This is a genomic window from Campylobacter armoricus (genome assembly GCF_013372105.1).
In the GTDB taxonomy this organism is placed as follows: domain Bacteria; phylum Campylobacterota; class Campylobacteria; order Campylobacterales; family Campylobacteraceae; genus Campylobacter_D; species Campylobacter_D armoricus.
The window spans coordinates 235,331-256,023 of the sequence record NZ_CP053825.1 but is presented as its reverse complement, the minus strand read 5'-3'; the positions used below and the strand labels follow the sequence as shown (position 1 = coordinate 256,023).

At 28.4% G+C, this 20,693-nt stretch carries 17 protein-coding genes and 1 tRNA gene; 2 read left to right on the top strand and 16 right to left on the bottom strand.

From position 1 onward, the window contains the following. Position 1: 1 nt before the first annotated feature. Genes CARM_RS01385 through kpsM form a run of 8 tightly spaced genes read right to left on the bottom strand, consistent with a single transcriptional unit; the run spans position 2 to position 11,388 of the window. A complete protein-coding gene (locus CARM_RS01385) occupies positions 2 to 3,166 on the bottom strand; it encodes a glycosyltransferase (RefSeq protein ID WP_139424406.1) in 3,165 nt (1,054 codons plus the stop codon). Continuing rightward, positions 3,156 to 4,571 (bottom strand): glycosyltransferase family 2 protein, encoded by a 1,416-nt coding sequence (locus CARM_RS01380; RefSeq protein WP_139424405.1) that lies wholly within the window; start codon positions 4,569 to 4,571, stop codon positions 3,156 to 3,158. The genes CARM_RS01385 and CARM_RS01380 overlap by 11 nt, the downstream gene beginning before the upstream one ends. After that, positions 4,561 to 6,219, bottom strand: coding sequence for a galactosyltransferase-related protein (locus tag CARM_RS01375; RefSeq protein ID WP_139424403.1), 1,659 nt, complete (start codon positions 6,217 to 6,219; stop codon positions 4,561 to 4,563). The genes CARM_RS01380 and CARM_RS01375 overlap by 11 nt, the downstream gene beginning before the upstream one ends. Continuing rightward, positions 6,216 to 7,172: a KpsF/GutQ family sugar-phosphate isomerase gene (locus CARM_RS01370; RefSeq protein ID WP_412842180.1), complete on the bottom strand. Its 957-nt coding sequence runs from the start codon at positions 7,170 to 7,172 to the stop codon at positions 6,216 to 6,218. Before CARM_RS01370 ends, CARM_RS01375 begins: the two co-directional genes overlap by 4 nt. An 8-nt stretch (positions 7,173 to 7,180) precedes the next feature. Beyond that, entirely contained in the window at positions 7,181 to 8,839 is a 1,659-nt protein-coding gene (locus tag CARM_RS01365) for a polysaccharide biosynthesis/export family protein (protein WP_139424401.1), read from the bottom strand. After that, positions 8,839 to 9,954, bottom strand: coding sequence for a KpsE/RkpR family capsule polysaccharide export protein (locus CARM_RS01360; protein WP_161593861.1), 1,116 nt, complete (start codon positions 9,952 to 9,954; stop codon positions 8,839 to 8,841). Before CARM_RS01360 ends, CARM_RS01365 begins: the two co-directional genes overlap by 1 nt. After that, positions 9,944 to 10,615 (bottom strand): ABC transporter ATP-binding protein, encoded by a 672-nt coding sequence (locus tag CARM_RS01355; RefSeq protein WP_139424395.1) that lies wholly within the window; start codon positions 10,613 to 10,615, stop codon positions 9,944 to 9,946. The genes CARM_RS01360 and CARM_RS01355 overlap by 11 nt, the downstream gene beginning before the upstream one ends. Further along, the gene (kpsM, locus tag CARM_RS01350) at positions 10,612 to 11,388 is read right to left on the bottom strand and encodes a capsule polysaccharide transporter KpsM (RefSeq protein WP_139424393.1); all 777 of its coding nucleotides are present in this window, start codon (positions 11,386 to 11,388) and stop codon (positions 10,612 to 10,614) included. Before kpsM ends, CARM_RS01355 begins: the two co-directional genes overlap by 4 nt. A 74-nt stretch (positions 11,389 to 11,462) precedes the next feature. Between kpsM and CARM_RS01345 the strand changes: the two genes are divergently transcribed. Next, the gene (locus tag CARM_RS01345; protein WP_139424391.1) at positions 11,463 to 12,260 is read left to right on the top strand and encodes a ferritin-like domain-containing protein; all 798 of its coding nucleotides are present in this window, start codon (positions 11,463 to 11,465) and stop codon (positions 12,258 to 12,260) included. A 3-nt stretch (positions 12,261 to 12,263) separates the two neighbouring features. On the opposite strand, the gene CARM_RS01340 is transcribed toward CARM_RS01345, so the two are convergent. From CARM_RS01340 to acpP, 4 genes are all read right to left on the bottom strand, one after another. Next, a tRNA-Phe gene (locus tag CARM_RS01340) sits at positions 12,264 to 12,339 on the bottom strand. 68 nt (positions 12,340 to 12,407) lie between these two features. Further along, positions 12,408 to 13,343: an acetyl-CoA carboxylase carboxyltransferase subunit alpha gene (locus tag CARM_RS01335; RefSeq protein WP_139424390.1), complete on the bottom strand. Its 936-nt coding sequence runs from the start codon at positions 13,341 to 13,343 to the stop codon at positions 12,408 to 12,410. 1 nt (position 13,344) lies between these two features. Beyond that, positions 13,345 to 14,559 (bottom strand): beta-ketoacyl-ACP synthase II, encoded by a 1,215-nt coding sequence (locus tag CARM_RS01330; RefSeq protein ID WP_139424388.1) that lies wholly within the window; start codon positions 14,557 to 14,559, stop codon positions 13,345 to 13,347. Positions 14,560 to 14,587: 28 nt separating this feature from the next. Beyond that, a complete protein-coding gene (acpP, locus tag CARM_RS01325; protein WP_039617517.1) occupies positions 14,588 to 14,821 on the bottom strand; it encodes an acyl carrier protein in 234 nt (77 codons plus the stop codon). Positions 14,822 to 14,966: 145 nt separating this feature from the next. Here acpP and tenA point away from each other — a divergent pair, with 145 nt between their 5' ends. Further along, entirely contained in the window at positions 14,967 to 15,632 is a 666-nt protein-coding gene (gene tenA, locus CARM_RS01320; RefSeq protein WP_139424386.1) for a thiaminase II, read from the top strand. A 3-nt stretch (positions 15,633 to 15,635) separates the two neighbouring features. On the opposite strand, the gene feoB is transcribed toward tenA, so the two are convergent. The 4 genes from feoB to purB form a co-directional block, all read right to left on the bottom strand. Continuing rightward, positions 15,636 to 17,663: a ferrous iron transport protein B gene (gene feoB / locus CARM_RS01315; RefSeq protein ID WP_139424383.1), complete on the bottom strand. Its 2,028-nt coding sequence runs from the start codon at positions 17,661 to 17,663 to the stop codon at positions 15,636 to 15,638. Further along, on the bottom strand, positions 17,663 to 17,890 hold the full coding sequence (locus CARM_RS01310; RefSeq protein WP_139424381.1) for a FeoA family protein: 228 nt from the start codon (positions 17,888 to 17,890) through the stop codon (positions 17,663 to 17,665). Before CARM_RS01310 ends, feoB begins: the two co-directional genes overlap by 1 nt. Before the next feature lie 90 nt (positions 17,891 to 17,980). Then, complete coding sequence (locus CARM_RS01305; RefSeq protein WP_139424379.1) at positions 17,981 to 19,321, bottom strand: MmgE/PrpD family protein; 1,341 nt, start codon at positions 19,319 to 19,321, stop codon at positions 17,981 to 17,983. A gap of 6 nt (positions 19,322 to 19,327) precedes the next feature. Next, complete coding sequence (purB, locus tag CARM_RS01300; protein ID WP_139424377.1) at positions 19,328 to 20,692, bottom strand: adenylosuccinate lyase; 1,365 nt, start codon at positions 20,690 to 20,692, stop codon at positions 19,328 to 19,330. Between the last annotated feature and the right edge of the window lies 1 nt (position 20,693).

The window sequence follows — 20,693 nt, the reverse complement described above, 5'->3', positions numbered from 1 at the left end:
CTTATTTCCTTTTGTAGTAATGCTTACAAAATAACTTTACAATTCGAAATAATAAAATACAATAACCAATCTTAAAACGACTCTTATGGGTCTGTATCAACAGTGCTCCTAACTTATAAGAAAGATGATTTTTTATTTTTAAAACATTCGATTCATCATTAAAAATCATAGTTTTGTCTAGTATTTCTTTTGTTTTATTTATTCTAATTCTATAGCACACTAATTCATTTCTAAAAGAATCTATTAAATAAAAAGGATTAAATATTTTAATTCCCGAATGAATTAAAATATAACCTAGCCTATAGGATAAATGTAGTTTTAATTTTACATCAGGACATAAAAAACAAATCAAATAAAATCTCTCCCAAAAGTCTTTATCTTTATTTCTTTTTAACATTTTATCAAGAAACTTAGAGGCCATAGGATCACCTTTTTCAAATAAAACAACCATTTTCAAAAAATTTAAGCCATAGAAAGTATTATCAAAATTTAGTTCTATAATTTTTTCTCTAATTCGTAAATTAGACCAATGACACAGGTAAAATAAAATTTTTTTAAATACACTAAAATTATCCATATTACAACAAATGACCTGCTCTGCCTCCTGTAAATTATTTGTTAATAAACAACTGTATATTAAAAATAAAATATAACCATAATTCTCTACATCAAAATTAATAGCTTGTCTTGTATAATCTAAAGATTTTAAAAATTCTTTTAAATTATAATAGTGTAGTGCAATAAAAAAATAAGACATACTTCGTTGTATATTATCCAGCTTCAGCAAATTACCATATTTTTTAATTGCATTAATCTGAATTTTTTGATCTAAAATACTATGATACGAAATCAAAATATTTTTACCTGCTATATACATTGCAAGTCTAGAAAATGCACTTTCTTTAGATGAATATACAGCTTTTGCCTTAGACAAAAGATTAACTTCAAAGAACATCTGCTCATTATCATCATGACATTTCTCATTTTTTTCGACAACAAAAATATTAAATTCATTCTTATGATATTTTTTAAAAAAATCTATCAACTTTCTATTTGACTGCTGATCCTGACCAAAGATGACAACATTCTGATTTAAACCTATATTTTTTATTAATTCAATTGCTATCTCATAAGGAAAATATCTCTCTTCCATCATTGGATGAAATATTAAATTTTTAGTATCCGAGAATACAACATCACCACTTCTAATATGTATGGCAATAAAATCTTTTCCAATTTTACCCAAATACTCATCAGCCAAAAACATCAATTCTCTAAAACGATAAGAAAAAGGAATATTTTTATAGATAAAACTTAATTCCTGAAGACATTTTTCTTTATCAATATTATAAATCCATTCGCTAGGATTTTGTTCTGTAGAAAACCACCCCCATTGTTCTTGTAAATTAATATTTTTTAATTCTTCTACAGTACGTTTTTTTGACCAAATTTCTGTACCATAATTCTCTTTAATTTTACCGTTGTCTAATAAATACTTATCTATAAAATTGAATTTAAAAACAGTAGAAACATCAGGTAACGACACACCATGATTTCTAATATTATATTGTTCCAAATCTGTTGTCTTTGGCCATAAAAAATAAAAATTAAAAGACAATTTTTTAGATAAATACAATCCTACTAGCATAGAGCTTAATCTCATGCCAAATCCATCTGGTTTTGCCGAAACAATTGCTGCTTTTGCTACATTAATTTTATTAAAATTTACAAACTTTAATATCTGTTTTTCATATAATATATCTGCATACTCATCATTTATTTTTATATAAATTTTATTTCTTATATCTTCTAATTGAATTTCATAATGATATTTAAATATTTTTTTATCTAAAAACAACTCTTGCTGAGCATTTAAATAAATTACTTCATCATCTACACAAATCTTCACTTTACATTGATTTAATGATAGGTATAAAATTTGTATTTTATCATTTTTTTTATCAACAAAAACATATTGATGATATTTACTTTTTGGTTTAAATAACAAAAAAGTTAGAATCTTTTCAAAAACATCAAACAAAACAATATCATTTTCTAGTAAAATGATCTCATCTTGTATATAATAAAAAATTTGCTCCCACATTTGAAAGAAATAATAAACTTCTGATTTTGACAATATGTGTAATATTTTAGATTTATTAATAGCCTTTCGCAAATGAATAAATTGAAGTATATACAAACATAAAAACCATCGTTGAATACTTAAAGGAACAAAAGTATTAATTCGAAGTGTTTCATTTAGAATACCAACATAAGCTCTCTCAACTGTATTAATATAAAAATTTTTATTATTTAAAATTGCATCTTGATTTCCCATAGTAGAACTTCCATCAGATCTTCTGCGGTAAAAATACAAAGCATTATCCACATATAAAGACTGGTAATTTAAACTATTTATCATAATGCGTGCAATAAAATTAGCATCTTCAGAACATAGTTTTATACTTTCATCAAATACTATATTTTTATCAACCAACAAATCATAATTTATAAAAGTCGAGGGAGCACTTAATTGGATACACTCCAAACTGCTATTATTTACCAATTTTATATCATTTTTCCCAAAAAGAAATTTTAAAACATTATCATTATTAAAAACTTTAATCTTTTCGTAATAAAATATTAATTGACTGGCAACAAAGCTTATCTTACTATCTTGATAGTTTTGCAAAGCTGAGTCAATTGAATAAAAATAATTTATATCTAAAAAATCATCTGGATCAGTAAAAGTAACCCAAGGAGTTTTATATTCATTTTCTTGCATATATTTTAAACCCAAATTTCTAGCACTAGCCTGCCCGCCATTTTCTTTATAAATATAAACAATATTTTTTGGGTATTTTTTTTGGTATTTCTTAATGATATTGGCGGAGTTATCAGTGGAGCCATCATCTACTAATATCATAAAAATATTTGCTTTAAAATCAAGTCTTTGATTTATAATAGAATTAAAAAAATCATCTAAATACTTTTCTACATTATACACAGCTGAAACTATAGTATATCGAGCAAAAGCTTTATATTTTTTAGGAAGATATTTTTTATACATACTACCTAAGTAAAAAATCTTTTTTTTTATAGCATCTTTGAAAAACAATCTTGGGTTAGCTTTAAACTTTTTTAACTTTCTAGAATTAAAAATCATGAATCAACCTTAAGTAGATATTTTTTGTATTATACAATACTTTGATTAGCTTTTGATTTTTTAAACATAAAGCTTTTTGATAGTCTTTATAAAATTCTAGTGGCAATCTTTTATTTAAAACATTTCTTTTAATACTTTTTTTGTACATTCTAACTTCTTTTTGGTGTCGTAAAGATATTCTAACAATACTAAAAGGCAACATTAATTTCTTTATCCCTTTCTTTTTAGAGAGTTCTTTTGTAAGTTTATATGAAAGATATTCTTTCACTCTAGCAACTGCACCTAAAGGTTGATTTTGTATATATATTTTTAAATCTTTAGCATATTTTTTTAAACACAACGGGTCTTTATCAAACCTTTGTAAAGTCAAAGCTTTATTACATACCACTGGTAAAAAATATACTTTTATATCTTCGCTCAAACAATGATTAGAATCAATAAATTTTATAAATTCTAATGCAATTTGCATCCAACTTGCACTTTCATAATACAATCTAGTCGTATTTGAATTCTCAAAAACATCTATTTTTTTTAGATGTGAATCTGGACGTATTATCCATTTTTTATTGGTAAAATTCATAGAGCTTAGTTCTCTTAAGCGATAAATATATATTTGTTTTGGTAATATATTAATATTTTTACTTAAAGCAAATAGCATCACTCCAAAATGACAATCTTCTGCAAAAATTCCATCAATAAATTTTAATTTTATATTTTTTAAAAAATTAAAATTTATCATACCTTGCCAAGCAAACCAAAAATAAAAAAGTTTTCTTTCTCTAGCTTTCTCTAGCCACTCTTTAGGTGTGATAATCATTTCACTTTTGTAATCAAAATAAGTCATTTGACTAATGTGTTTTCTTTTAACTTTATCATACAAGACCTTATAATCAAACCACACCACATCTACCCCATCCATTCTAGGCACACATTCTTCTATGCAGTTTAATTCCCAATAATCATCAGAATCTAAAAAAATAATATAATCTATAATAGGATAAGTAAAGTTAGTTAAATCTTGTTCGTCATTAAAAGCTTTATAGCTTTTATATACAGTATATATTTCATAAGGATTATTACCTTCTATGTTAAATTCTATTAAAGAATTTTTTTTTAAATTTTTAGTTTTATTTTTGAGTTTATATTCTCCGCTAAAATATTCTATACCTGTATTTCTAGCTGTACTTTGTCCACCATTTTTTTTATCAAAAAGAGTTATTCTTTTATCTTTTAGAGTATATTCTTTTGCAATATTGAGTGAGTTTTCATCTGTACTGCCATCATTTACTAGTATGATTTCTAAATTAGTATAAGTTTGATTGATTACACTATCTAAACATTCTTTTAGATATTTTTCTACATTGTATATGGGGATTACTACGCCTACTACGGTTTTAGTCTGCATTTTTAAACTGCTTTAAAAATTTAGAATCACTAAAAATTAGTTTTGTGCTATAGAAAAACTTTTGAAATAAACGATAAAATTTCGTATGAGAAATTTTAGCTTGCATAAATTTCAAACCTGTATATTTACTCAACATTTTTATCAATGAAAATGATAAAATCTCATATATGAAAGGCTTATAAACCAAAGAATTTAAACTATATTTACTTTTTTGAATATTTTTAAAAAAACATTTTTTATTTTTTAAATTTATTTTATAAAATTTTATAATCCCTTGTTCTTTTTTACCAAAACAATATAAATCATTAATTAAAAAATTTGCAAAAACTTCCATATCATTTTTATCTATATTTTTTTCTATCATAAAATTTAAAAATTTTTCATTATCTTTTTTTGATAAGTTTTTTAAATATAATCTTACTTGTGCTATTTGATCTTGCTGTAGTAAAATTTTATCAAATTCTAATATTTTATTTTTATCACTGGTTATCAAATATGACTCAGGTAAAATTCCTTTTTCAAAATAAATAATCTCTAAATCTAGTTTTTTAAAAAAATCTAACAAGTGTTTATTTTTGATATATTCATCTATCAACAAAACTTTACAAATTTGATTTTCTACAATTATATCTTCAAGTTCCTTTTGATGTTTACAAGTTAAATCATTTTCTTTAATATGTATAATATTGCCTACATAAGGCAATATTTCTTTTATAGAATATAATAATTCTTGAGCATGGATAAATAAAACATTATGTCGATAAACACTTTTATCACATAAGTGCCTTATAGAATGCACTTTGATATTTGATATATGTTTATAAAATCTTTGATGATTTTTGTGTTTATTATCCATATAGCCATTTTGATTTGGTTCATCATGATAAAAATGATATAAATACACCCCATGAAAACTTGCTTCATATCCAAGCAAAGCAAGCCAAGCTCTAAAACCTTCAAAATTTTTGAAATTCCAATTTCTTGCATCGTAGCTTAAATTAGTTGGCATTTGCTCTAAATCAACACAAGAGTATAAAATTCTTGCTAAAAGATCAAAATCTTCATATCCATGGCCTACGAATCGCTCATCATTTCCACCAAGTGTTAAAAATTTATGCTTATTAACCACTACACTAGAAGTAGAACTTGGAGCAAAAAACTTAATCCATTCTTTTTTTCCACTAATCAGATCGTTTTTTATCAAACCATCCCATAATTTTTTATCTTGAGTATAAATAAATTCACTACCTTCTTTATTTAAAAACATAACCGGTAAAGATAAAATATGATTTGGCTTTGAAGCTATTTCTTTTATATCAATAAGTTCTAAAATACATTCTAAGGATTTCCATGATAAATAATAATCCACATCTAAAAACATCACTACATCAGAGTTTGCAAATGATGCACCTAGATTGCGACATTTGCCTTGTGAGAAAAATTCTTTTTGACTTTCATCTTTAAGATAAATATGTCCTTTTTCTTCAATAACACATTTTAAATTATTTTTTAAAGAAGAATATCCTTCAACAAAAATATATTCAATCCTATTATCACTTTTAAATTCACATGCTTTTTGGATAACACGATCTTTTATATAAATCCTTTCCTGACTTAAACCAAAAGGTATAACAATAGAAAGTTTCACATATTTCCTATCGCATAAAGCTGTATGATGCCTACTATTTTTTCATCTTGAGTAACAACTATTTCTTTAATCTTATGTTTTAACATAAGCTCTTCTGCCTCACTTGCCATAGCATTTGCTTCTATAGTTTTTGGATTTTCGCTCATAATTTCTTTAGCTTTAAAATCAAATCTTGGCTTATCATCTGCTCTTAAAGCTCTTCTTAAGTCTCCATCTGTGATAATCCCAACTAGTTTTTCATCCTCAAGTACTATGCAAAGTCCTAATTTACCACTAGTCATCACATCAACTAGCTCATTAAATTCACTCTCAAGACTTACTATAGGTAAGTTACTAGATACCATTAAATCACTCACTCTAGTTAAAAGCTTTCTACCTAAGCTTCCTCCTGGATGAAATAAAGCAAAATCATCTGGTTTAAATTTCCTTGCTCTCATTAAAACTACTGCAATAGCATCACCCATTGCCAATGTAGCAGTAGTTGAGGAAGTTGGAGCAAGTTGAAGCGGACAAGCTTCTTTTTTTACTGATATTTTAATAAAAACATCAGCTTGTTTAGCCAAAGTGGATTTTTCATTACCTGCCATGACAATTAAAGGAATTTTTCTTTTTTTTATTACGGGTATAAGTTTTAAAACCTCTTCAGTTTCTCCTGAATTTGAAATAGCTACAAGCACATCTTCACTCGTAAGCATACCAAGGTCTCCATGTAAAGCTTCACCTGGATGCATAAAAAAACTTGGAGTGCCTGTGCTAGCTAAAGTTGCAGCTATCTTAGCTCCTATGTGACCTGACTTACCCATACCACTTACTACACATCTACCTTTGATAGATAAAATCAACTCAACTGCATTGCTAAAATTTTCATTGAGGCTATCACACAAATCCAAAATAGTTTTAGATTCTATTTCAAAAACTTCTTTGGCTATTTTAATCGCATCTATTTGACTCATCTAAATTCCTATATATTTAATACTACATTAGTTGCAATAGCTATTTGATATAAAATTTGTGTTAGCATGCTAAAGATTTGTAAATTTTGACTATCAACTTTTGGTAAGACTAAAATAGAATCTCCTGCTTTGATATCTGCTGAACTTCTACCACTATATTTAGTCGCTTTACCATTAGCATTAATTACTAAAACTCTTGATATATCAGCCCTATCACTAAAACCACCAGCTAAGTTGATATAATATCTTAATTTTTCTTTATCCATATACACAAATGCACCAGGTATAGAAACTTCACCTTGAACTAAAACAATATTATTTTTACTAGGGACATTCACTATATCACCCTCTTCTAAAACTATAGAATTATACGCTTTAACATTGTCTATAACGATTTGTCCTTTTGGTTGGGCTTGTTTTGCACGCTCAATAAATTCTAATATAGTTTTTGCTTGTGTTGCTCTAATACTAGCTTGTTCAGCATTTACCGAAGAACTTGTTAGTGCTAGTGTCTCAAGCTCTTTAAGCTGGGCTTCTATAAGTTGTTTTTGAGTAGCTGCAACACTTTTTCTAAACACTTGCAAAGCATTAATGTTTGATTGATCATTAACTAAGATCATTTTAGCAAGTTCAGCTAAGGTGGTGCCTTTTTTTACTACCACCGAATGCAAACCGCTATGCTCGCCTTCTATACTGATATTAATATTTTGTGCTGTATAATCAGGTCTAAATTCTATCTCGTCACCATTGTATAATTTCACACCCAAAAATTGCTTTTTACTATAAGCATCTATATGAAGCTTATGATCATCTCTATAGCTTTTTACCACAGCATTAGTTACTATAGGTTTAGCCCCTGCAACCCTTGCTATATCTTCTAAATTTAAAATATCATTACTTAGTTCAAATCTAAAAGGTTTTTGCACATCTCCCTCTACAAAAACATACTTTTGCACACTACCAACTAAAATCACATCTCCCATTCTAAATGGAAAAAGATCAAGTTGTCCTTTAAGTAAAAAATCATATAGATCTACATGTTTTATAACTTTATTATCTCTTAAAATTTGTATATCTCTGAAACTACCATATTCTAAATTTATACCTTTTGCTTTATCTAAATATTGTATGATAGAATCTGAACTTAGACCTTGATAAAGTCCAGGCTGATTAACATTTCCTGTAACAAAAATTGACACATTTTGATAAATATCCATATCTGCATATACATAGACATTACTTTTATAAATTTTATTAATAGCTTTTGTGATAACTTGCACTAAAGCACTATTTTTTACCCCCAAAAGATTAATAGCACCTACTTTTGGTATGAAAATATTTCCTTGAGAATCTACTGTTAAAGTTTGTATAAATTCTACCGCACCCCAAATTTTGATATTTATCCTATCACCTACTGCTAATTTATAATCAGGATTATAAACATGCTGAGTAAATTTAGTAAAATTACCATTAAATAAATGAGCTCCGAAAACTTTAATTACTGAAGCTTGAGTTTGATTAAAATCACTTTGATTACTATCATAATTTATAATTTGTGGTTCTATAGTTGGACTTAATGATTGGTTTTGAATTTTTGCAATTTGAGAAACATCAACTGCAGAAAATAAAAACAAAGGTAAAATTAAAAATAAAAATACTTTTTTCATTAGTATCTATGCTCCTCTATAATCATTTTAATAAATTTAACAATTCCAAAAATTAGGGATAAAATCATAAAAGCCGTGAGTATATTATATAAAGATTCTGGATATTTTGCACTTTGAGGCAAACTTGGGCTTTGAACTATAACTACTTGTTTTATCTTTCTTAAAGCTTCTATTCTTGCACTCTCATAGGCTTTTAAAGCAGCCGTATATGCACTTTCTGCAAAACCAACCTCTATGGTTAAATCTTGAAATTTAGCTGCAAGATCATTAAGTTTTTGAGATGATTTTGGTGATGAAACTTTAGATTTTTCTTTTTGGAGTTGTTTTTTTAAAGCAGTAATTTCACTTTTTATGGTAATAATTTGTGGTGCATTATCATTAATATAACTTTGCATCATTAAAAGTTCCGCCTCTTTGGCAGCTATTTTTGACTCAAGCTCACCAATAAGTTTCAGTGTACCCTCTGCTTGTTTAAGCGGATCAAATACTCCATATTTATTTTGAAAAGCTAAAAGTTCATCTTTAGCCTTTTGATATCTTTTTTTAAACTGCAAAAGCTCTTCTTCAGCAAATTGCATTTGATCTCTTGCAGCTTTATGTGAAATTTCATTGATAAATTTTTCACTTTCTTTAACTATGGTTGAAGCTATTAAATGTGCACTTTGAGGATTAAAACCTTCAACTTCCACACGCAAAAGCCCATTAGCTGAATTTTCTTGAGTAATCTTAACGCGATTTTTATAATATTTTAAAAAATCCTCTTGATCAGCCGATGAGGAAATACTATAAAAAAAATCAAGCTTTTGTTTTTGATATAACTCACGGATTTGAATTTTTTCCTCTAAGATATTTAACATATCTAAAGAGTGAATATAAGATTTCAAATAATTAATATCATCACTTGAAAAAGAATTATTTGTCAAAAGTGCTGCTATACCAGTAATAGCACCGCTATCTCCTGTAGTTGATTTCACACTTAAAACACTTTCACTCACATAGCGATTTGCTGCTATAAAAACATAATAAAATACAACAAATGCTGTTAAAATCAATACAATTTTAAAAGAATTAAATATTTCTAAATTTTTAAATTTTGTCAATAACTCATTTTGCATTTATTTTTCCTTGATATATCGCTATACCTTCATCCACATCATCATATATTGTAGCTTGTCCATCTTGCATAAATATAATTTTATCACACCATTCTTTAATTTCAGCTACATTATGCGAAACCATAATAACTTTTGATTGGCTTAGTTTTTCTTTATAAATTTTAGAACTTTTTTCTCTAAATTTAGGATCTCCTACAGCTCCTGCTTCATCAATTAAATAATAATCAAAGTCAAATGCCATACTTAAACCAAAAGATATTCTAGCACTCATACCAGCCGAATAAGTATTCATAGGTTCATCAAAAAATTTACCAAGTTCGGCAAAATCTTCTACAAAACGAATTTTTTCTTCTAAAGCCTTTCCTTTATAACCATACACTCTAGCCACAAAGCGAGCATTATCTCTTGCTGAAAGCCTATGTTGAAATGCACCTGCTAAACCTAAAGGCCAGGATAATTTTTTATTGGTTATAATTTTACCTCTATCTGGAAGCAAAGATCCGCTTAGAAGCTTCATTAGAGTAGATTTTCCAGCACCATTACGACCCATTAAACCTATACTACAATTTTCAGGAAACTCAAAACTTAAATTTTTAAAAACATAATGTCTACCACCATTACGCAAAGGAAAAGATTTGGTTAAATTAACTAACTTTATCATCGCACTGCTATCAACTTTTCTCTAGTAAAATAATAAAAAAACAAACCTAAAAATAAAATCACACCCAAACATATAATAGGATAGTAATAATTATAATCATCAAGTAATGGATAATTTTGAAAAAAATTATATTTTAAAAGCTCCATAATATGTAAAAGTGGATTATAATATAAAATATCTAAAATAGGTTTTGGAACTATCCATATAGGAAATACAACCAATGCTGTCCAATATAAAACTATATTTAAATAATTTAATGCCATTTTTAAAGGCTCAGCAAAATGTCCTGCTATAGCAAAACACATCCCCATAGCAAAACCAAACACCACAAGTAAAAAAAGCGAAAACATTACCTCTAAAAAATGTTTAGGAATAACTTGCATATGCAAAAACCATCCAGCTAAAAACATCACACAAATAAAAATAGTAAAATAAATACAAAATTCAAGCATAGTTCTAGCAATAAACACATGTATAGGACGAATAGGTTTATAAGCAAAAAGTGCTAAATTTGCACCAATACCATTTAATAGTTGAGTAATAATACTTCTAAACATAAAAAAAGGTATAATACCTACTGCTAAAAACATAAAAATAGAAATTCCTTCTGGCATGATTTGATGGTGAAATTCTCTAATAGCCGCTATAATAGAAGTAATCACCAAAACCACCATCATAGGTTCACCAATCACCCAAAAATAACCCAAATATTTGTTAATACCAAATCTTGTTTTTAACTCTCTAAAAAAAAGAGCATGTATGACATTAAACATAATTTTAGCAAACCTTTTTAAAAATTTTTATATTATACTTTTTTATCTTATATAATATTTAACAAGGTTTAAAAATGAAAAGAAATTTTTTTATAGATTTAGAAAAAATTTTATATAAAAAAGATATTTTCGAAAAAATTCAAGATTTTAATGAATTTTATGAAAATTTTAAAACTAATTTATATGATTTTGATCATACACACAAAGCTATCATTTGTGAAAACTCACAAGTTAAAATCCTTCATCCTATGAAAATAAGGCGTCCAAAAGAAGCAAATAGCACTTTATCTTTAGCTAAAATCTTACATTCAGTCGCACATATAGAATATAGTGCTATAAATTTAGCTTTAGATGCTAGTTATAGGTTTAAAAACTTACCATTGAAATTTTATCAAGATTGGCTTGAGGTGGCCAATGAGGAAATCAAACATTTTTTACTTTTAGAAAAAACTTTAAATGAGTTAGGTTTTAAATATGGAGATTTTTATGCACATGATAATCTTGAAAAAGCCTTATTTTTAACTAAAGATAATCTTGCTCATAGAATGGGTATAGTTCATAGAGGACTTGAGGCAAAAGGACTTGATGCTAATCCTTTTGTTTTAAAAAAACTAAATACAACAAATCATCCCATAAAAAGTTTATTTAACGAGATTTTTACCATTATATTAAATGATGAAATAAAACATGTAAATAAAGGTAATTTTTGGTGGAATTATGCAAAAAACGAAAATGAAAATTATATAAATCTTTGCAAAATATATAAAGATTTTAACCTTTTGGGGAAAATATATAATAAAACAGCTAGAATTCAAGCTGGTTTTAAAGAAATAGAGCTTAAAGAATTAGATGATTTTTATAATAAAAAATAAAGATGGTGGTTAGAGGCAGAATCGAACTGCCGACACGCAGATTTTCAGTCTGCTGCTCTACCGACTGAGCTATCCAACCATTGAATTGAAGTTGTAATTATACAATATTTTTTTTAAAAAAAGTTGAAATTTATATAAAAATACAAATTACTCTGAAAAAGCTCCAAATTTAAATACTTTTTGCATTCTTATAGCCGCTAATTCTCGTTTGTCATATTGTTCTAATTCTTCTATAGCTTTTAAAACATAATCACTTAAATTTTTTATAGCATTTTCTTTATCTCTATGAGCTCCACTTATTGGTTCTTCGATGACATCATCTATTAAACCTTGATTTTTTAAATCATCTGCAGTTACTTTCATCGCTTTAGTAGCAGCTTCTATTTTTGAGGGATCATTCCATAAAATAGCAGCACAACCTTCAGGTGAAATTACGGAAAAAACTGAATTTTTCATCATAGCAAGTTTATCAGCTACTCCTATAGCTAAAGCACCACCACTTCCACCTTCACCTATAACTACTGCTATAGTAATTGTTTTAAGATTACTTAATTCATATAAATTTCTAGCTATAGCCTCACTTTGTCCGCGTTCTTCAGCACCAACTCCTGGATAAGCACCTGGAGTATCTACCAAAAATAACACTGGTATGTCAAATTTTTCAGCCATTTTTGCTACTCTCAAGGCTTTTCTATAACCTTCAGGATGAGGCATACCAAAATTTCTATGAAGCTTATCCTTAGTACCTCTACCTTTTTGCTCGCCTATGACAATAACTTTTTTTCCACCTATATAACCTGCATAACACACAATAGCAGGATCATCTCTAAAAGCACGATCACCATGAATTTCATAGGCATCACTTAATATAGCTTGAATATAATCAAGTGCATAAGGGCGATCTGGATGTCTTGCAAGCTGCAAGCGTTGATAATCACTCAAATTTTTATAAACTTTTTGAGTTTCTTTTTCAAGATTTTTTTCTAAAATTTTTACTGCTTCATCATCGCCTTTGATTTTAGCATTTGCCAAATCTTCATCAATTTGCTGAATATTTTTTTCAAAATCTAAATAAGAAGCCATATTAATCTACTTTTTTGAAAATTACACAACCATTTGTTCCGCCAAAACCAAAAGAATTGCTCATTACTACATTAATTTCACTTTTTCTTGCAACATTTGGTATATAATCAAGATCACAATTTTCATCTGCTGAAATTTGATTGATAGTTGGCGGAAGTATGCCTTGATCAAGTGCCATTAAAGAGATAACAGCCTCAATTGCACCTGCAGCACCTAGGCAATGTCCTGTTTGACCTTTTGTAGAACTCACTAAAGGAATTTGATCTTTAAAAAGCTCTTTAATAGCTGCTGTTTCATTTTTGTCATTTACTGGAGTAGAAGTTCCATGTGCATTAATATAATCTATTTTGGGATTCCCAGCCATTTTTAAAGCTTTTTTCATAGCACGCAATGGTCCTTCTAAGGTAGGAGAAGTAATATGATGTGCATCTGCACTTTCTCCAAATCCAATTAATTCAGCATAAATTTTAGCACCACGCTTTTTAGCTGCTTCGTATTCTTCAAAAACCAAAGCACCAGCACCCTCACCCATAACAAAACCATCTCTTTCTTTATCAAATGGTCTTGAAGCTTTTGATGGATCATCATTTCTAGTAGAAAGTGCTTTCATAGCAGCAAAACCACCTATGCCTACAGCACAAATAGCCGCTTCAGCTCCTACTACAAGCATTTTATCTGCATTACCCAAGGCTATACTTTTATAAGCCTCACCTATAGCATGAGTTCCTGCCGCACAAGCAGTTACACATGAGATATTTGGTCCTTGTAATCCATGCTCAATTGAGATAATCCCACCAAGCATATTAACTAAAGCTGAAGGTATGAAAAAAGGAGTGATTTTGCGTGGTCCACGCTGTGCGCAAGTAACAGAATTTTTTTCAATATTTGGCAAACCACCTATACCAGCTGCTGAAACTACGCCAAATTCTTCTTTATTTAAATTTTCATCAAATTTAGCATCTTCCATAGCTTCTCTAGCTGCTTTAATACCAAGTTGTATGAAACGATCTATCTTTTTGACCTCTTTAGCATCACACACACTCAAAGGATCAAAATTTTTTACTTCAGCAGCAATTTGCACTGGAAAATCAGTGGTATCAAAAAGAGTGATTTTATCAACGCCACTTTTACCATCACAAATAGCTTTAAAAGAACTACCTTTATCTAAGCCAAGAGCATTGATCATTCCCATACCTGTTACTACAACGCGTTTCAAACCGCACTCCTTATTAAAAAATTAAAAATTATTTTTGAAGATTTTCTATATAATTAACAACATCTTCAATTTTTACAAGTTTTTCAGCATCACTATCTGGGATTTCTACATCAAATTTTTCTTCTAAAGCCATAACTAACTCAACAACATCTAAAGAATCAGCACCTAAATCTTCAATAATTTTAGATTCCATTTTAACTGCATCTTCATCTACACTAAGTTGCTCAACAACTACTTTTTTTACATCATCAAAAATTGCCATTTTTATCTCCTAGTTTAAAAAATTAAACCACATTTTACAATAAAAAAATAAATTTCTTGTTTAAAAAGTTAAAAATTAAAGATTATTACGAAAAATTTAATTATATGTGTTTAAATAAAAGCTTATTTTATAACAAAGGAAAATTATGCTTTTTGATAAACTTATAAAAGAAAATAAAAAAATTTGGGATCAATACATCCATCATGAATTTGTAAAAAAACTTCAAAATGGTACTTTAGAAAAAGATGTATTTTTGTTTTATCTAAAGCAAGATTATATCTTTTTAAATAATTATGCAAAATGCTATGCCTTGCTTGCTTTAAATGCAAACAATGCTAAAGAAATTCAATTTGCTATTAAAAATCAAAACTACACTTTAGAAGGAGAATTAGAGCTTCATAGAAGTATTTTAAAACTAGGTATTGATGTAGAAAAACTAGATTATAAAGATGAAAGTTTAACTAATATTGCTTATACAAGATACTTACTAAGTGTGGGACAAAATGGAGATTATTTGGATATGCTGTGTGCTTTGAGTGCTTGTGCTATAGGTTATGCATATATAGGAGAAGAAATTTATAAAGGACTTAATAAACAAAGCTTAGAAAATCATCCTTATAAAGAATGGATTTTAACCTATGCAGGTAAAGAATTTCAAGATGAAATTAAAGAATTTAAAGACTTTTTTAATTCTTATACAAATAGCATTAGTGAAGAAAAATTTAAAAAATTAAATGAAATTTTTTATACTACTGTAAGACTTGAAACAGCCTTTTGGCAACACTCTTTAGAACAAAAAATGCAAATCTAGTCATCAACCAATGATTAGATTTGCTATATTTACTCCTATAAATGCAATAAAATATGCACTTAAACAAGTAAATAAAAATAAATATAAAGTATATTTTTTATTTCCTGATTCTTTGTTAAATACTATAGTAGCTGCAAAGCAAGGGTTGTAAATCATCACAAAAAGTATAAAAGCAACCGCTGTGCTAAAAGGAATGTTGTTTTTTATGGCCTCTTTTAAATCTAAACTAGTTTCATCAAGTTCATCACCTAAAGAATAAAGCACTCCCATGGTAGAAATCATTACTTCTTTAGCAGCTAAACCACTGATCAAAGAAACACTAAGTTTCCAATCAAACCCAAGTGGTGTAAAAATAGGTTCTATAGCTTTACCAAATTGCCCTAAATAACTATATTCTATCTGAATTTCTTGATTTGTAATATCTTGACTATTATTTTTTTGCATAGGAAAATTACTTGCAAACCAAATAAGCAAAGAAGCCATTAAAATAAAAGTTCCTGCTTTTTTAAGATACATTTTAGCCTTGTTAAATACCATAAACCATACTAAATTCCAGTTTGGCATTCTATATTTTGGCATTTCCATTACAAAAGGTTCATCTTGTCCTCTAAAAGCGCTCATTCTTAAAATCTTAGCTGCAATCAAACCCAAAAACGCACCCAAAAGATAAATCCCAAAAAGATAATTCCCAGCTACATCAGCAGGAAAAAACACTCCAACAAAAAGCACATATACAGGAAGTCTTGCACCACAACTCATAAAATTAATAATAAAAAGAGTTAATAATCTATCTTTTTTGTTTTTTAAAGTTCTTGTAGCCATAAATGCAGGCACCGAGCAACCAAAACCCGTAATTAAAGGTATGAAACTTTTACCATGTAATCCAAATTTATATAAAATTCCGTCTAATAAAAATGCAACTCTAGCCATATATCCGGTTGTTTCAAGCAAGGATATACCAAAAAATAAAATCACAATGTTTGGCAAAAAAGTTATCACAGCACCAACTCCACCTAAAACACCATCAGCTAAGGCTGAAGCAATAAGTTCATTGCTAATATTACTTTTTACTATCTCACCTAAAGTAGCAAAAAACATTTCTATGTAATCCATAGGAATTTGGCCTAAAGTAAAGGTTAGCTGAAACAAAGCCCACATAAAAAATAAAAAAATAGGAATCCCTAAATATTTATTAATTAAAATAGAATCAATTTCTTTCGTATGATTTTTATACTTGACACCCTTACTTAAAACTTTAGCACATATACCATTTGCAAAAGCAATAAGTTCTTCTTTAAGAATACTTTCTATATCCTTACTATGATATGCCATATAAATTTTTTCTAAAGCCTCATCAAGTATTTTTCTCAAAGCGTGCGAAATGACTATATTAGCTTCATTTTTAAGTAAAGCAAGTGCTAAATCTTTTGTAGAAAAATCTAAATATGTAATTTCATTTTGATTTAAAAATTCACTTATTTTTGCAAGTTCTTCTTCTATGATATCACTATAAATTCGCTCTTTAGCTTCAAATTTAGTTTCATAAGTTGAAATGATTAAATCCAAAAGTGTATTTAGATTTTCTTTAGTTTTAGCACATACACCAAGGCAAGGTATATTTAGAAGTTGTGACAAAATTTTAAAATCTATGCTGAAACCTTCACTTTTTGCTTCATCTTGCATATTTAAAGCCATAATCATTTTAATTTTAGCATCTATTAAGCTAGCACTTAAAATTAAATTGCGTTCTAAATTTGTAGAATCAAGCACATTTACCACAAGATCAAATTTACCCTTTTTTAAAAATTCTTTTGTGATTTTTTCTTCTTCGCTATAACCATCTAATGCGTAAGTTCCTGGTAAATCTATAAATTTAAACTCATAATTTTTATAAACTAATCTAGCTTCAGCTCTTTCTACTGTAACACCACTAAAATTTCCAACTTTCATATTAGATTTGCAAAGTGCATTTATTAATAAACTTTTACCAACATTTGGTTGACCTACTAAAGCAACGATGATTTCTTTCATTAAAACTCTTTTGAAATTTGTATTATTTTTGCTTCGTTTGATCTTAAAATTACACAAGTCGTATCAAGTTCTACCATAATAGTAGAATTTGCTATAGAAGAGCGAATTTTTTTAACTTTTTTATTTTTTGCAAAACCAAAACTAAAAAGTCTTGCTTGGAGTTGTTTATCTGCTTCAAAACCTACTATAATAGCCTCTTCATTATCTTTTAAAACATCTAAAGTCATGTTTTTCCTTACAAAAACTAAGATGTAATATTATATAAAAAATTAAATTATTTCTTTTTTAAAATAATAAGCAATCTCATTTTGAGATTGCTAAAAACTAAAATCACTTAGATTTTCTAAATTTTGGAGCTTTTTAACTAATTCCCCAGCCTTTTCTAAAGAAAGTGCTATGTTAGCATTAGAAAGAAATTTATCTTTTAATTCATCAAAACTTAAAGGATTATCAAAATTTCCTTTATTAATCAGTACATCTTTTTTAATTACTCTTCCATCATTTAAAACAGCTTCTAAATGTCCTGGAAAGTATTTAGGAAAACCACTAGATTTTTTCTTTTCATAGCTAATTTTTTTGGCAAATTCTATTAATTTGGCTCTATTTAAATCTTCATAAGATTTTAAAGTAATCTTACCATCAAAAAATGCCAAAGCCATTAAAAAAGGCATAGAAAATTTAGCAGCATAAGCACTTTGTGGAGCATATTTTGCTTCGATTGGATCACATATAAATGAAATTGGCACCTCATCTACAAAGCAATGTATGCTTTTGATATCTTGTGCTTTTAAACCATCATTTTTTAAACTCATAGCACAATCAATAAGTCCATGTGCAAAATGACAACACGGATAAGGTTTTAACGAAACTTGCATTACTTGCCAAATTTCATTTAAACCCTTACAAAGCTCATTTTTATCACATTCTTCTTCTAAACCAAAAGTTCTAAAGATATTATCCCTTCCTTCAAATATACTCAAAGGACCGCTCATATTAGCTTTTGCAAAATTTGCTACTAAAATTGCATTTTTCAAAGCATTAGCTATATGTAAAACTTTAGAATTAGATCCATTAGATAAAAACTCATTTACACCGCTTGCAAAACTTCCTGCTAAGCCTAGCGCATTTATGATTTGTTCTTTATTTAAATCAAGCAAAACACAACATGCACTAACTGCCCCAAAAATTCCAGCTATAGCTGTAGTATGAAACCCGCGTTTATGGAAACTTCCTTTGCTTGCTATACCCACTCTAGCAGCAATTTCCCAACCAACAATAAAGGCTTTTAAAACTTTCTTTCCATCTTTACTTACACTAAATCCATAAGTTAAACAAAGTGGAGTTAAAATAGCACTAGCGTGCAAAATAGCTTCAGTATGAGTATCATCAAAATCAAGGGCATGTGCTGCAATAGCATTTACCATCGCAGCATATATTACATCAAGCTTTTTATCTTCACTCCAAATTTTTTCACTAGGATTTATGCTTAAAGCTTCAAAAGCTTTAGTTGCATTTAGCACACAAGATTCATTTTTAGCAGCTAGGGCTGTTCCTAGTGCATCAAGCATAAGCTCTTTTGCTCTTTGCTTTACTTCACTAGGAATAGCTTCATAGTCTAAATTTACGATAAATTCGGCTAGTTTTTCACTTAAATACATTTTTTCCTACTTTAAAATTTCAGAATTTGCAATTTTTTCCAAAAATTCATCTACTAATTTTGGTGCGTATCCTACATAAGTTGTAGCATCCATTAAAACATCAATGTCTTTTTCACTTAAAACCTTACTCACACGCTCATCTTCAAGTAAAACCTCTTTGAAAGTTTTATGATTTTCTATACCTCTCATAGCATTTTCATAAACAATTTCATGTGCGTGTTGCTTACCATAATGATCACTCAAAGCAAACATCACGCGTTCTGCTAATACAAAGCCATTAAGCGTATTAAGATTTTTTAACATTTTGTCTTTTTTAACTTCTAAATCATCAAAGACAAATTTCATATTTGCTAATACTACTGAAAGCATTAAAAACGCTTCTGGCAAAAGCTTCCATTCCATTTTCCAAACTTGACCATCTCTTTCATGCTCATGTCTTTCTATATCGCTTAAAATTGCAATATTTGCTCTTAGAGCATTACTTACCGTTACTGCATTTTCACTTACCGCTGGGTTTCTTTTATGTGGCATAGTAGAGCTTCCTACTTGACCTTTTCCAAAAGGTTCGGCAATTTCATCGATTTCATTATGAGCTAAAATTAAAAGCTGATGTGCAATTTTATTAAAGGTTGCATTTATATTGCCTAAAACATAACCAAGCTCGATGAAACGATCTCTTGCTGGTTGCCAAGAAATATCAGGAACTTCTAAACCTAAGCTTTCCAAAGTAAGTTTTTCTACTTCATTAGCCTTTTCACTCAAACTTGCTTTAGTTCCTACTGCACCTACGATTAATCCCACATATAATCTTTTTTCAAGCTCGTTTATTCTTTCATAATGGCGATTAAGCTCACTTAGCCAAATTGCAACTTTGTGTCCAAAAGTTATAGGTAAAGCTTGTAAAGCTAAAGTTCTTCCCATCATCGCAGTGTTTTTATGCTCTTTTGCGATTTTTACTAAATTTTTAGCTATATCTTTTAAATCTTGCTTAATTAAAGCCATAGCTTCTTTAAATTGCAAAACTATGCCTGTATCTATAATATCTTGAGTAGTAACTCCAAAATGCACATATTCTCCCAAACCATTTTCACAAGCTTTTTCCAAACCACGCACGGTCGGAACTAAAGGATGTTTGGTTTTTTTAAACTCAGCAAAAATAAAATCCATATCCATAAATTTATAATGAGCTTTTTTAGCTATTTCTGTAGCTGCTTCACTAGGGATAATGCCAAGTTTTGCTTGAGCCTTTGCCAAAGCAGCTTCTACATCAAGCCATTTTTGAATTCTATTTTCTTCACTAAAAATAGCCCTCATTGCAGGGGTGCTCCAAGAATCTTGAAGCAACCTCATATCAAATACACTCACACCCATA